We start from the raw sequence: 13,487 nt of genomic DNA, 5'->3' as shown, positions 1-13,487 counted from the left end.
CATCTGACCACGGGCGAGGGGTTCGGCATCACCGAGGCCTTTGCCCGCATGGGCGCGCGCGCCACGGGGGAACTCTGCGTGCATTACCTGTGGTTCGACGCGGCCCGCGACGGTGAACGGCTGGGCGCACGGATGAAGGTGAACCCGCCGATCCGGGTGGGCGCCATCGGCGGCCTCTGGCAGGCCATGGCTGCGGATCAGGTGGCCTTCGTCTCTTCCGACCATTCCAGCTGGCCCATCGACAACAAGCTGACCGCCTCGATCTTCGATGCGGGTGCCGGGGTGCCGGGGCTGGAGACGCTGTTGCCCGCCTTCTTCACCCTGATGGAGGGGCAGGGGCCCGAGGCGGCGGCGCGGACGGCGGATTATCTTTGCGCCCGGCCCGCGCGGTTCTTCGGGATTGATGACCGCAAGGGCGCCATCGTTCCCGGTCGCGATGCCGATTTCGCCGTGCTGGAACAGGGCCGCTTCGTCTGGGATGAGGCGCAGGCCCATGACGGGTTGAACTGGAGCCCGTTCCATGGCGAGACCTTCACCGCCCGCGTCGCCGCCACCTGGCTGCGCGGCGCACTGGCCTGGGACGGGGCCGAAATCGTAAATCGGGCGGGCACCGGCCAATACGTGCCGCGCACCACTTCGGGCTGGTATGGAGGCTGACATGGCACCGCTGACGGCAGAGGCGCGCGGCGTCTTCGTGATTTCGGTCACCCCCTTCCGCGAGGACGGATCGCTGGATCTGGACAGCCTTGACCGGGTGACCGATTTCTATCTGGAGGCCGGGGCCGACGGGCTGACCATCCTTGGCATGATGGGCGAGGCGCCCAAGCTGACGCAGGCGGAATCGCTTCTGGTCATCGACCGGGTGATCGCGCGGGCGCAGGGCAAGCCGGTGGTGGTGGGTGTCTCGGCCCCCGGGCTGGCGGCGCTTGCGGAACTGGGGCAGGAGGCAATGGCCCGCGGGGCGGCGGGGGTCATGGTCGCCCCGCCTATGTCCTTGCGCACCGATGCGCAGATCCTGACCTATTACCGGCAGGCCTGTGGCTTTCTGGGCGCCGATGTGCCGGTGGTTTTGCAGGATTTCCCGCTGGCCACCACGGTGCAGATCAGTGATGACCTGCTGGGCCGCCTGATCGACGATCTGCCGCAGATCGTGATGCTGAAGCATGAAGACTGGCCCGGTCTGGCCAAGATCTCCCGCCTGCGCGCGGCCGAGGCGAAGGGGCGGCGCCGGATCTCTGTCCTGTGCGGCAATGGCGGGGTGTTCCTGCCCGAAGAGGTGGCCCGCGGGGCGGACGGGGCGATGACGGGCTTCGGGTTCCCGGAAATGCTGGTGCAGGTGACAGAGCTTGCGTCGAAGGGCCAGATGGACCGCGCGCAGGATCTGTTCGATGCCTATCTGCCGCTGGTGCGCTATGAGCAGCAGCCCGGTGTCGGGCTGGCGGTGCGCAAGCATGTTCTGGCCAAACGCGGCGCTATTGCCTGCGATGCGCAGCGCCAGCCGGGCGCGGTGCTGGACCCGGTGGCCCGGGCCGAGGTGGACCGGCTCTTGGACCGCCAGACGAAACGCCTGAGGGAGCTGGGCTGATGGATTACGGATTTTCGGGCCGCAAGGCGCTGGTTCTGGGGGCAAGCCGCGGCCTTGGGGCCGCATCCGCACGGCTTCTGGCGGAAGAGGGCGCGCAGGTCTTTGCCGCCTCGCGCAAGGGCGCGCTGCCGGACTGGGCGGGCGGGCTGGATGTCCTTCCGGTGGCGGTGGATCTGACCGATCCTGCGGCGGTGGCGGCTCTTGGGGTGCGGATGGCCGCGGAAGGGATCGACATTCTGGTCAACAACTGCGGCGGTCCGGCGGCAGGTCCTGCCGCAGGCCAGAGCACGGCCGCATGGCAGGCGGCCTTTGCGGCCATGGCCACCCCGGTCTTTGCGCTGACCGATGCGGTTCTGCCGGGGATGGTAGCACGGGGCTGGGGCCGGATCATCACCATCGGCTCTTCGGGCGTGATCTCTCCTATCCCGAACCTTGCGCTGTCGAACGGCGTGCGCGGCGCCGTGGCGGGCTGGTCCAAGACGCTGGCGGCCGAGGTTGCGGCCAAGGGCGTGACCGTCAACATGGTCCTGCCCGGCCGCATCGCCACCGACCGGGTGCGCGAACTGGATCAGGGCAAGGCGGGCAAATCCGGCCAGACGCTGGAACAGGTAGAGGCGGAAAGCCGTGCCGCCATTCCTGCGGGCCGCTATGGCAAGCCCGAGGAATTCGCCGCCGTCGTGGCCTTTCTGGCCAGCGCACAGGCCAGCTATGTCACCGGGTCGATGATCCGGGCGGATGGCGGGCTGTTGCGCAACCTCTGACAGGCCCCGGTATTTTCGAAGACCACCACTCCTGAAACCGGCAAGGGCGGCCCCAAGGCCGCCCTTTTCTTATTCCGCAGTCCGGCGTGGCTTCAGCGCGGGGCTGATCCCCGGCCGGGACGGGTCGCGCGCGATGCCAAGGCGCAGCGGCGTGCTGGCAAAGGCGTTCAGGAAATCCGCCAGACCGGCCACCGTCGCCTCCAGCACGGCGGCGCCGATCTCGGGCGTGGCCGCGCCCGGATCGCCGTAATAACCGCAATCATCGGCCTGAAACACCGGCGGCCAGCCGCCGCCAAAGGCGGTCAGCGGATCTTCGGGATGGCCGGGCGGAATCCAGGGCTGGATCACCCGCGGCGGCAGGTCCGCGGCGCCTTGGACGATGCGGGCGCGATCCTCGCCTTCATGCAGGGCCATCATCAGCGCGGTTTCCTGCTCGCAGGCATGGCCCGACCGCAGAAGCCCGCCGGTCAGCGCCGCCAGCCACTGCTTTTCACCCGGCGCCGAGTAATCGACCATCCCCACGGCCAGCCCATCCGTCACCAGCTGACCGCAGAGCGCGCGCAGCGGCGCGCTGTTGCCGCCATGGCCGTTCACGAACAGCACCCGCGGAAAGCCGGAGGCAAGGATCGACCGCGCCGTATCGCCCAGCACGGCCAGATAGGTTTCCAGCCGCAGGCTGATCGTGCCCGTCAGGCTTTGGTGATGGGGCGAGAAGCCGGTGGCCACGACCGGGGCCACCACCACCTCGGCGGCCGTCACCCGCATCGCGGCCAGTTCGCAGATTGCGACGGCCAGCAGGGCATCGGTTTCCACGGGCAGATGGTCGCTGTGCTGTTCGATCGCGCCGGTCGGCACGATGACAAGGGCCCCCGCCTCGCGCTTCGCGGCAAGTTCGGTGCGGCTGAGTTCGGCCCAGATCAGATCCCGCGGGGCGAAATGGCGCTGTGTTGTCATGGTCTTTGTCCCGGTTGCAGGGGCGGCCCGCCGGTCGGGCGGGCCACGCCGTCCTTACATGTCTCCCGCTTCCTTGGACGGGTTGGCGGCCACGGCGATGACCAGCCCCGCTTCGCCGATGATATGGCGGTAACGGTAGTTGACCGGCAGATACATGGCATCGCCCGGCTTGAAGATATGCTCTTCGCCATCGGTGCCGTCGGGGTTCTGGATGATCTGGCGTGACCAGCCGTGCAGGCAATACAGGATCACCTCATGCACGCCGTCGCCTTCGACCATCACGTCGAAATGCGGCATGTAGGTCGTGATGTGGAACGAGATGGAGGAGCCGTGCAGCTTCTTGGTGATCAGGCGGTGGCTGAATTCCTGCCCCTTGTGCACCCATGTCAGGGCCACATCTTCCTGCCGCGACCATTTGATCTTGCCGCCGGGGGTGTCTTCGCTCATGTCGGTTCTCCTTTGGATGGGGTTAGCGGAAGCGCGCTTCAAAGGCGTCGTGCGCGCTCCAGACCGGCAGGATCAGATCGGGGCCAAGCCCGGCGATCCTGCGGAAGGGAACGGGCCGCGCCGCCGTGACGGGCAGCACGAAATCATCATCCGGGATGCGCCCGGCCAGCCAGGGCCCCAGCTCGCGCCCAAGGGCGGTGGTCAGGGCCACACCGCGGCCGTTGCAGCCGATGGCCGCCTCCAGCCCCGGGGCAAGGCGCATCATCCGCGGCAGGAAATCCAGCGTGCCGGCGATCACCCCGGTCCAGGCATAATCGGCCCGGATCGGGGGCAGGCCGGGAACCAGCCGCGCCAGCCGCCGAGCGAACTGCCGCCGGGCCAGCGCCAGCCGCCCGGGCAGCGGCGGCACCATGCCGCCGGTCACCAGCCGCCCGTCGGGTGACCAGCGCAGGGCAAAGGTGTGCCGGCGGGTATCGGCCACCGGGGCCATGTCGGGCAGCAGGCTCTGGCGCAGGCTGCCGGGCATCACCTGTGTGGCGATCTGGAACACCCGCGCCGGGATGACCGAGGCGCGCAGGTCCGGCAGCAGATCGCCGATCAGCGCATTCGTGGTCATCAGCACCCGGCGGGCCAGGACCTGTCCGCCGGGTGTGCTGAGCCGCCAGCCCGCACCATCGGGGATCAGCGCCGTGACCGGGCTGTCGCCGTGCAGCCGGACCCCGGCGGCCACCGCCGCCCGCGCCAGTCCGCGCGCATAGGCCAGAGGCGTGATCTGCCCGCCCGAGGCGACGCGGATGCCGCCATGCAGACCCGCAATGCCGGTGCGGGCGGCCATGGCATCGCGGTCCAGCCAGTCGGCATCCACCCCCGCCTGCAAGAGGCGCGGCAGGCGGCCCCGCAGCGCCGCCTCGGCCTGCCGGGAATGGGCGGGCTGCAGCCAGCCGTTCTGCACGGCCCCGCAGTCGATGCCGTGGCGGGCGATCAGGCCGAAAACCTCTGCCCCGGACCCGGCGACCAGCCGCAGCAGGCGGTCGGCATGGGTCTCTCCCATGGCGCGGACCACATCGGTTGGTCCGATCGAGGCCTTGAGGCTGGGCACCACAAAGCCGGTGTTCCGCCCCGAGGCGCCAAAGCCCGGCTGGTGGCTTTCCAGCAGGACCACATCCAGCCCGGCCATGGCCGCATGCAGCGCGGCGGACAGGCCCAGAAACCCCGCCCCCACGATCACCACATCCGCGGTGACGGCGCCGTCCAGCGGCGCAAAGGGTGGGGCAGGCGGGGTGATGGCTTCCCAAAGAGAGCCGGTGGCTTCGGTCATCATCCCCTCACAGCGTCATGGCGGTTTCGAACCCGTCCAGAATGGCGGCTTCGATGTCGCGCGGGGCATAGGCATCGCCGATCACGCGGACGGGCAGGCCCATGCCGCGGATCACCGGCAAGAGGCTGTCCTCGGCCAGTCCGGGCAGTACGGCGACGATGGTGTCATACCGGCCATGGCCGGTGACGGTGCGGGTGAAGATGTTGTAGAACTCCACCGCGCCGCCGTCGAAGCGATGGGGCGTGACGGTGGGCCGGAAGGTCACCCCCGCCAGCAGGCATTCGCGCTGGAAATAGCTGAGGTTCTGGATCTCCAGCTTTTCGCCCGCATGAAAGGCCATGGTGGCCAGTTCGACATTGCGGCCCGCGCGGGCGAACATCAGCGCGGCGGCCATGCCCGGGGCGCGGTTCAGGTGATCGACGATCAGAACGCGCGGCCCGATGCCTGCACCCCCCGCGGCCATGTCCAGCACGGCCGCATCCAGATCCATCAGCGGCGCTGTTTCGGCCCCCGGCACCGTCAGTGGCCGCGGCCGCGCGCCGGTGGCCAGCACCACATCATCGGGGGCCAGTTCCGCGATCAATGTGGCATCGGCGCGGGTGTTCACCCGCAGGGTGACCCCCGCCCGCAGCAGCCGGTCCGCCTTGCTGTCGCGCAGGCGCAACCATTCGCCGCGGCCGTCCGGCAGGGCGGCGGTGACCATCCGCCCGCCCGGTTCTGCACCCGCCTCGGCCAGCGTGACATGGTGGCCGCGTTCGGCCGCAAGGCCCGCCGCCTCCATCCCCGCAGGGCCGCCGCCGATCACCAGCACACGGCGCGCGGCCACCACACGGGCGGGTTCGGGGTGAACCGTCTCGCGCCCGGTGCGGGGGGTGCCGACACAGCTGATGTGCCGCCCGCGGTAAAGCCGGCCGAAGCAGGCCTGCTCACAGCCGATGCAGGGGGTGATCTGTGCCGCCTGTCCCAGCCGCGCCTTGCGCGCCATATGCGGATCGGCAATCAGCGCGCGGGCGATCCCCGCCATATCGGCATCGCCCGCAGCCAGCATCTCTTCGGCGAATTCGGCGGTATGGATGCGGGTGCCGTGGATCACCGGCACATCCACCACATCGCGGATGCGCCGCGCCACCGGGCGGTAGGGGCCGGGGGGCAGGCCCATCGGCGGCTCATGCAGCATGTTGGACACCAGATCGCCATCGGTTCCCGCGCTGACATCGACGTAATCCAGCGCCCCGGCCGTCACCAGAAGCGGCACGATGGCCGCCATATCCCCGCTGGTCAGCCCGCCGGGCACCAGCTCATCGCCCGAGCAGCGGATGCCCAGCGGAATATCCGGCCCGATGGCGCGGCGCACGGCGGACAGGATTTCCATGGCAAACCGGGCGCGGTTTTCCGGCGGCCCGCCATAGGCGTCGGTGCGGAAATTCGTCAGCGGCGACAGAAACTGCTGCACCAGAAGGCCGTGGCCGCAATGGACCTCGATCCCGTCCAGCCCGGCCTCGATGCAGCGGCGGGCGGCATCGGCATGGGCCTGCACGATGATGGCAATTTCCTCATGCGTCATCGCATGGGCCACCTCGGCATATTTCCCCTCGAACGTGGCCGAGGCCGACCAGAGCGGCACCGGCCGGGCCGAGGTGGCCAGCCCCATATGCGACAGATAGCCGAAGACCCGCGTGCCATGCGCCTGCACCCGCCGCGCCAGCCGTGACAGGCCGGGAATGATGCGGTCGTCATAGTTGCAGAGCAGTCCGGTGATGCCGGGGCTGGACGGATGCACCTGCTGTGAGCCCAGCATGATCAGCCCGGTCTCGCCCTTCGCACGCTCCTCGTAATAGGCGATCAGCTGGTCATTGGGGGTGCCGTCCTGCGGCATGCCGGTGCCATGGCCGGTCAGCACCACACGGTTGCGGACCTCGACCTTGCCCAGGCGGATGGGGGACAGGAGGTTGGGAAAGGCGCTCATCTCAGGCCACCGCAAGGATGGGGGCAGAGCGGAACCGCGCCAGCGCGTCCCGGTCCATGGCATCCAGCCGGTGCGGATCGAACGGCACCAACAGCGGGTGCCCGCCCCGAGCCACATCCTCGGCCACCGCTGCCCCCACGGCGGGCGAGATCTGGAAGCCGTGGTTCGAAAACCCCGCCGCCAGATACAGGCCCGGCATCGACATGCGCCCGATCAGCGGGTTGCCATCGGGCGATTGCGCCTCGGCCCCGGCCCAGGCGTGAACCATGCGGTGCCGGGCCAGCCGCGGCATCACCGCCACGCCGGTCGACCATTGTTCCGACATATGCGTATCCACCGGCAGCGCCTGCAGACCCTGCCCCGTGGGGCGCGACATCCAGTTGCCGCCCAGCATGAACTGGCCCGAACGCAATTGCTTCAGCGACAGATTCCGCCCCACGGCGGTGACCGTGGGGGCCAGAAGACCGGGCACCGCCATGTCCGACAGCAGCATGGTCAGCGCGCGCCAGCGCAGGGGAAGCGTCAGGCCCAGTCCGGCCAGCAGCTCAAGGCTCCATGCCCCGGCAGCCACGATGGTCAGCGGTGCCTCCAGCGCGTCGGGGCCGGTGGTGATCCCGGTCACGCCTGCCGCGCCCCGGGTCAGCCGCACCGGGGCGCCAAGCCGCGCCTCTCCGCCCGCGCGGAGAAAGGCGGCCAGCACCGCGCGCGCCACGCGGCCCGGATGCGCCTGCCCGTCGCCCGGCGTCCATGCCCCGGCCAGCGCGCGGGGCGTCACTTCGGGCGCGATCTCGCGCAGATGCGCGCCTTCGACCAGTTCAATCTCCAGCCCGGCGTTCCGGTCCGTGGCCACCCGGGCGCGGATCACCTCCAGCCCCGCCTCGGTTTCGGTCAGATGCAGGTGGCCGCCAAGGCTGACCTCCAGATCGGCCTCCAGCTCCGCCTCCGTCCCGGGCCAACGGGCGGCGGCGATCCGGGTCAGCGGCTGGTCGGCGGCGCTGCGGCCCTGACGGCGCAATCCGCCCGCACTGGCCCATGTGGCACTGCTGGCGCTGGCGGGCTGTTGGGCCGGATCGGCCAGCACGACCCGCGCGCCGTTCCGCACCAGATGCCAGGCGATCATGGTGCCGATGATCCCGGCCCCGGCGACAATCACATCCGGGCGGGTCATGCCGCCACCTCCGCATCCGCCGCCTGATCGGCAAGGATGCCGTCCGCCGCGCGCAGGGACAGCGCAAGGATCGTCAGCGCCGGGTTCACCGGCGGCAGCGAGACGAAGCTGGACCCGCCCACCACCACCAGTCCGGGTGTATCATGGACCCGCCCGAACCCGTCGGTGACCGAGGTGCGCGGGTCATCCCCCATTCTTGTGCCGCCGGTGTCATGGGTGCTGATCGGCCCGGTCAGCACAGGACGGCGCCAGATCCGGACCGCCCCCATCTTCTCGGCGATCTGCACGGCACGATCCTGCACATAGGGGATCATCTTCTTCTCGTTCTCGCCCACGTCAAAGGTGATGCGCACGACCGGGCGGCCATGGGCGTCCTTCACCTCGGGGTCCAGATCCAGCCGGTTGTTGTCGGACGGCAGGATTTCCGGGTCGATGAACAGCATGGCCGTGCGGGCATAGGCGCCCACGAAGAAATCGCGCCAGGCCCGGCCATAGCGCGGCACGTCGGGGGGCAGCACGCCCGAAGCCTCGATCGGCAGATATTGGTTGAAGGCGGCGATCCGGCCGCCGCGGATGAAGCCAAGCCCGGTGTGGTCGAAATGGTCGCAGGACAGATCGGCCACCGCCATCGCCTGCGCGGTCGGCCCGATGAAGCGGTTCACCGGCGTGTCGAACACCGCATGAACGGACGGCTGCTGCCGCGTCAGGTAGTGGCGGCCGACCTGTCCATACGTGTTGCCAAGGCCCTGCGGATGCGCATCATCCCGGGACAACAGCAGAAGGCGCGTGTTCTCAAAGGCATAGGTTGCCACCACCACCGTCCGCGCCTTTTGCACATGGCGCTGGCCGTCGCGGCTGAGAAAGGCCACGCCGCTGGCCCGGCCCTCCTCGGTCAGGATCTCCATCACCCGTGCGCCGGTCAGCACGGTCAGCCGCCCGCTGGCCAGCGCCTTGGGCAGCACCGTGTTCTGGGCCGAGGCCTTGGCATCCACATGGCAGCCGAAGCGCGAACAGAAGCTGCAATAGGTGCAGGCGTGCCGCCCCTCATAGGGCGCGGTCAGGATCGCGGCGGGCAGCGGGAACGGATGGTAGCCGCAGCTTTCGGCGGCATCGGCGAACATCTGGCCAAGGCCCGATGTTCGCAGCGCGGGCATGGCATAGGGGCGGCTGCGCGGCCCCTCGAACGGGTTGCCGCGGTTGCGGCGGCCGAAGGTCGCCTTGCCCCCGGCATGGCCCGACACGCCAAGCAGGCGTTCCGCCGTGTCGTAATAGGGTTCCAGATCGGCATAGGACATCGGCCAGTCCGCCAATGTGCTGTCCGCCGGGATGCTGTCCTCGCCGTATTTCGCTACGGTGGCGGACCGGACGCGGAAATCGTCTTCATAGAACCGCATCGCCACCGCCCCCCAGGCGATGGAATTGCCGCCAAGCGCGGTTTCCAGACCCTGGCTCATCACCGCGCGGCGGGCGGGCTGGCCGGGGCGCAGGCGCCAGGTCGGCACCTCGTCATTGAACTTTTCCGCGCCGCCGATGTTGCGGAAGGCGGTGGCGGAAAGCTCGTCCATCGCATGTTCCCGGCCGGAGCGGCGGCCCCCCGCCTCAAGGATCACCACGGTCTTGCCAGCCTGCACCAGACGGTGCGCCATGAAGCTGCCCACGGCGCCGCCACCCACGATCAGCACATCGGGCGCCTCGACCGGGCCGGTGGCATCGGTGGTTTCGGGGGCATCGGGCAGCCGGGCATCCTGCGGCAGCTGCGCCATGGGTTGCGGAGCGCGGGTGATCCTGCGCCCGGCCTGCTGATCCTCGGCGGTATAGCCGAATTGCGCGCCCGGAAAGCCGATCAGCGCCCAGCCCGCCGCATTGCGGTTGCCGCCATGGGCGGGATCGCAGAACAGCCCTTCGCGCAGATGCCGCCAGATCAGGTCAAAAGCGCTGCGGTCCGGGTTCTGCGGCAGGCCGGGCAGGGTGCCGGCCTCGAATGCGGCCAGAATGTCATCCTGCACCGCCTCTGCGGCCGCCGCATAATCACCCGCGGCCGCGGCATCCAGTGCGGACAGGACCGCGCGATATTCCGCAACGAACCCGGCATAGGGTCCGGCCAGTGCCGCACGGACATAATCCGCCGCGCCGATCTTTACCGCGCCGGGGGTTCCGTCCCCGCCCGGCGGAAAAATCCGGTCGAACAAAGCATCAAGCGTGCGGCTTTCGGCGGGGGAAAGCGGCGCCGCCTCCGGCAGGCTGGCATCCGTCATCAGGAGGTCCTCAGCAGTCTTTTCAGGAAGGCCTGGCTGCGCGGATGCTGCGGATTGCGCAGCACCTCTGCCGTGGGGCCCTGTTCGACGATGCGGCCCTGATCGAAGACGACGATCCGGTCGGCCACATCGCGGGCGAATTGCATCTCATGCGTCACGACCAGCATGGTCATCCCCTGCGCCGCCAGATTGCGCATGACGTTCAGCACCTCTTCCACCAGTTCGGGGTCCAGTGCCGAGGTCGGCTCGTCAAACAGCATCACCTGCGGTTCCATCGCCAGCGCCCGGGCGATGGCCACCCGCTGCTGCTGCCCGCCCGACAATTCCGAGGGAAAGCGCGCTTCCTTGTCGGCCAGCCCCACCTGCGCCAGCAGATCGCGGGCGCGGGCAGCGGCCTCTTTGCGCGACAGGCCACGCACGGCCATCGGCGCCTCGATCAGGTTCTGCAGCACGGTGAAATGCGGGAACAGGTTGAACTGCTGGAACACCATGCCGATGTCGGCGCGGCGGCGGCGCAGGGCCCGTTCGCCCAAAGCAGCGCCCATCTGGCGGCCATCCACGATCACCTCGCCCGAATCCGGAGGATCCAGGAAGTTCAGGCAGCGCAGCAGCGTGGATTTGCCCGAGCCGGAGCCGCCGACAATGGCCAGCACTTCGCCCTTGCGGACGGACAGGCTGACATCCTCCAGCGCGACATAGGTGCCATAGGTCTTTTTCAGGTTGATGGCCTGAACCATCAGCCGCTCTTCCACATGATGAGGAACATGCGTCATTCAGCGCCCTCCGGGCGTCAGGCGGTAGCGCCGCCGCAGATGTCGTTCCGCCCAGGCCTGAAACAGCACCAGCACCCCGCTGATGATCAGATACAGCGCCCCGGCGAAGAGGATGAAGGTGAACGGATCATAGGTGATGGACGAGGCCCGGCTGGCCGCGGCGGTCAGCTCTCCGACTGCCACCATCGAGGCCAGCGAGGAGCCTTTCACCATGATGATCGCCCGCGTCATATAGGGCGGCACGATCAGCGGAATGGCCTGCGGAATGATGATGCGGCAGAAGATCCGCACCGGCGACAGACCAAGCGCGCGGGCCGCCTGATACTGTCCGCGGTCCACCGCGGACAGGCCCGCGCGGATATCCTCGCTCATATAGGCGGCACCCATCACCGATAAGCCGATGATCGCCGCAGCCATGGGCGACAGGCTCAACCCCAGCTGCGGGCCGCCGTAGAAGACGAAGAACAGCACGATCACCGCAGGCAGCAGCCGCACCGCATTGACCGCAACGATCAGCAGGGCATTCACCACCGGCACCCGTGCCTCGCGCAGGATGGCGATCAGCAGCGCCACCGGGGTGGCAAGGATCAGCGTCGCGGCCGAAATCTGCAGGGTGACAAGCAGCCCCTCCCACAGTTGCGGCCAGTATTCGATCAGACGGGCGGGGTTCATGTGCGGCCCCCCCGCCGGCGCCGGGCGGCCCAGCGTTCCCCGGCCATCTGCAGGATCAGCAGGATCGCATCCAGCACGGCATAGATCGCCGCCGCCACGATCAGGATTTCCAGCGGCCGGTAGGTGACCACGAAGACCCGCTTCGCGGCTGAGGCCAGCTCCGGCACGGCCACCGCCGCGGCCAGTGCGGTGCCCTTCAGGATCTCGGTCGCGTGGCTGATATAGGGGGGCAGCGCGGCGGGAATGGTCTGCGGCAGGATCACCCGGATCAGCGTCCGCGCGGGCGACAGGCCAAGGGCGCGGGCCGCCTGCCACTGTCCGGCCGGGACAGAGTTCAGCCCGGCCGTGAAGGCTTCGGCAAAGTAGAAGGCCATGTAACTGGACATCGCCACGATGGCCGAGGGCAGGGGGTTCAGCTTCAGTCCGATCAGCGGCAGCGCGAAGAAGGCGAAGAACAGGATCAGCAGCGGCGGGATGCCGCGGAAGATCCAGCTGAGTGTCATCAGAACGCCGCGCACCGGGGCCGAGCGGGCATTGCGCAGCAACGCCAGAACGCAGCCGATGGGTGTCGCGATCAGCAGGACGGCGACGGTCAGCTGCAGCGTGACCAGCGCCCCGCGAAGAAGCGCTGGCCAGACGGTCGGCACGCCGCTGAAATCAAGCTCCATGCCGACGCAGCCTTCAGTAACCGATGCGGTTCAGCAGATCGACCTCGGCGGTCGAGGTGGCATGCTTGCCCACCAGTTCCGCCAGCGTGCCATCGGCGCGGTAATTGCCCAGAAGGGTGTTCACAGCCACCAGCAGATCCGGCTCGTTCGGGTTCACGCACAGGCTTTGGGCAAAGACCTCCAGCGCGGGGCCGACCATCACCAGATCATCCTTGTTCGGCGCCGATTCCAGCGTGGACAGCGCGTTCGACAGGTTCATCACGATGACCTGTGCCTGCCCGTTCTGCAGCCCCAGCAGGGATTCCTGCAGGCCGGGGAATTCGATGGATTCAGCTTCGGGCAGCTTGGTCTTTGCGCCTTCGAAATAGATTTCGCCGCGCACGCCGCCCAGGGTAAAGCCGCCCTGATCGAAGGTGGTGATGCCCGAGGATTTCAGCGTGATCCCGACCGTGGCATTCAGCCCGGTGGGCGAGGTCATCAGGAACTGGTCCGACCCCAGACGCTCGGCATTCCAGGAGGCGCCGTCGCAGGCGATGTCAAAGCGGCCCGCGGCCAGACCGGGCAGGATGCCCGCCCATTCCAGCTGTACGAATTCGACTTCCAGCCCCAGATCCTCGGCCAGCTTGCCGAAAAGCTCGACATAGGACCCGCTCAGCTCACCCGAGACCGGATCGACGAAGGTCCGGGGCGGAGAGGCGCCGGTGGTGCCGACCGTCAGGACGCCATCCTTGATCAGATGCTTCAGCGGCCAGGGCTTGGGATAGTTCAGGAACGGCTGCGGCGCGCCGATCGCGTCTTCAAAGGCGGTCGTGGCGGCGGCCTCCTGCGCCTTTGCGGGCAGGGCGGTCAGCCCGGCCGCAAGGGCCGCGGCCGAGATCAGGGCTTTGGTCGTCTGCGCGATCATTTGTTGAAACTCCCGG

13 protein-coding genes are annotated in these 13,487 nt (G+C 68.8%); 3 read left to right on the top strand and 10 right to left on the bottom strand.

Annotated elements, in window-relative coordinates:
• From ACO2Q5_RS21285 to ACO2Q5_RS21275, 3 genes are all read left to right on the top strand, one after another.
• A partial coding sequence (locus ACO2Q5_RS21285) for an amidohydrolase family protein (protein WP_423294810.1) occupies positions 1-657 on the top strand: 657 nt, incomplete at its 5' end.
• A gap of 1 nt (position 658) precedes the next feature.
• Positions 659-1,585, top strand: a complete 927-nt coding sequence (locus ACO2Q5_RS21280) for a dihydrodipicolinate synthase family protein (protein WP_423294808.1) — start codon at positions 659-661, stop codon at positions 1,583-1,585.
• Complete coding sequence (locus ACO2Q5_RS21275) at positions 1,585-2,346, top strand: SDR family oxidoreductase (protein WP_423294806.1); 762 nt, start codon at positions 1,585-1,587, stop codon at positions 2,344-2,346. Before ACO2Q5_RS21280 ends, ACO2Q5_RS21275 begins: the two co-directional genes overlap by 1 nt.
• 69 nt (positions 2,347-2,415) lie before the next feature.
• Here the strand turns inward: ACO2Q5_RS21275 and ACO2Q5_RS21270 are convergent, their stop codons facing one another.
• Genes ACO2Q5_RS21270 through ACO2Q5_RS21225 form a run of 10 tightly spaced genes read right to left on the bottom strand, consistent with a single transcriptional unit; the run spans position 2,416 to position 13,471 of the window.
• Positions 2,416-3,300, bottom strand: coding sequence for a creatininase family protein (locus ACO2Q5_RS21270; RefSeq protein ID WP_423294804.1), 885 nt, complete (start codon positions 3,298-3,300; stop codon positions 2,416-2,418).
• Positions 3,301-3,354: 54 nt separating this feature from the next.
• Positions 3,355-3,747 carry a hypothetical protein gene (locus ACO2Q5_RS21265; protein WP_225027887.1) on the bottom strand — a complete coding sequence of 131 codons (393 nt, stop codon included), beginning with the start codon at positions 3,745-3,747 and terminating at the stop codon, positions 3,355-3,357.
• A gap of 22 nt (positions 3,748-3,769) precedes the next feature.
• Positions 3,770-5,065 (bottom strand): NAD(P)/FAD-dependent oxidoreductase, encoded by a 1,296-nt coding sequence (locus ACO2Q5_RS21260; RefSeq protein WP_423294802.1) that lies wholly within the window; start codon positions 5,063-5,065, stop codon positions 3,770-3,772.
• A 7-nt stretch (positions 5,066-5,072) separates the two neighbouring features.
• A complete protein-coding gene (locus tag ACO2Q5_RS21255; RefSeq protein ID WP_423294800.1) occupies positions 5,073-7,031 on the bottom strand; it encodes an FAD-dependent oxidoreductase in 1,959 nt (652 codons plus the stop codon).
• 1 nt (position 7,032) lies between these two features.
• On the bottom strand, positions 7,033-8,199 hold the full coding sequence (locus tag ACO2Q5_RS21250) for an NAD(P)/FAD-dependent oxidoreductase (RefSeq protein ID WP_423294798.1): 1,167 nt from the start codon (positions 8,197-8,199) through the stop codon (positions 7,033-7,035).
• A complete protein-coding gene (locus ACO2Q5_RS21245) occupies positions 8,196-10,454 on the bottom strand; it encodes a GMC family oxidoreductase (RefSeq protein WP_423294796.1) in 2,259 nt (752 codons plus the stop codon). Before ACO2Q5_RS21245 ends, ACO2Q5_RS21250 begins: the two co-directional genes overlap by 4 nt.
• On the bottom strand, positions 10,454-11,227 hold the full coding sequence (locus ACO2Q5_RS21240) for an amino acid ABC transporter ATP-binding protein (protein ID WP_423294794.1): 774 nt from the start codon (positions 11,225-11,227) through the stop codon (positions 10,454-10,456). Before ACO2Q5_RS21240 ends, ACO2Q5_RS21245 begins: the two co-directional genes overlap by 1 nt.
• The gene (locus ACO2Q5_RS21235) at positions 11,228-11,899 is read right to left on the bottom strand and encodes an amino acid ABC transporter permease (protein WP_423294792.1); all 672 of its coding nucleotides are present in this window, start codon (positions 11,897-11,899) and stop codon (positions 11,228-11,230) included.
• Positions 11,896-12,567 carry an amino acid ABC transporter permease gene (locus tag ACO2Q5_RS21230; RefSeq protein WP_423294790.1) on the bottom strand — a complete coding sequence of 224 codons (672 nt, stop codon included), beginning with the start codon at positions 12,565-12,567 and terminating at the stop codon, positions 11,896-11,898. The genes ACO2Q5_RS21235 and ACO2Q5_RS21230 overlap by 4 nt, the downstream gene beginning before the upstream one ends.
• 13 nt (positions 12,568-12,580) lie before the next feature.
• Complete coding sequence (locus tag ACO2Q5_RS21225) at positions 12,581-13,471, bottom strand: substrate-binding periplasmic protein (RefSeq protein WP_423294788.1); 891 nt, start codon at positions 13,469-13,471, stop codon at positions 12,581-12,583.
• Positions 13,472-13,487: the final 16 nt, after the last annotated feature.

Origin of the sequence: Neotabrizicola sp. VNH66, from assembly GCF_049445895.1 — a bacterium.
Classification (GTDB): Bacteria; Pseudomonadota; Alphaproteobacteria; order Rhodobacterales; family Rhodobacteraceae; genus Pseudogemmobacter.
This window is presented reverse-complemented; position numbering and strand designations above follow the sequence as displayed.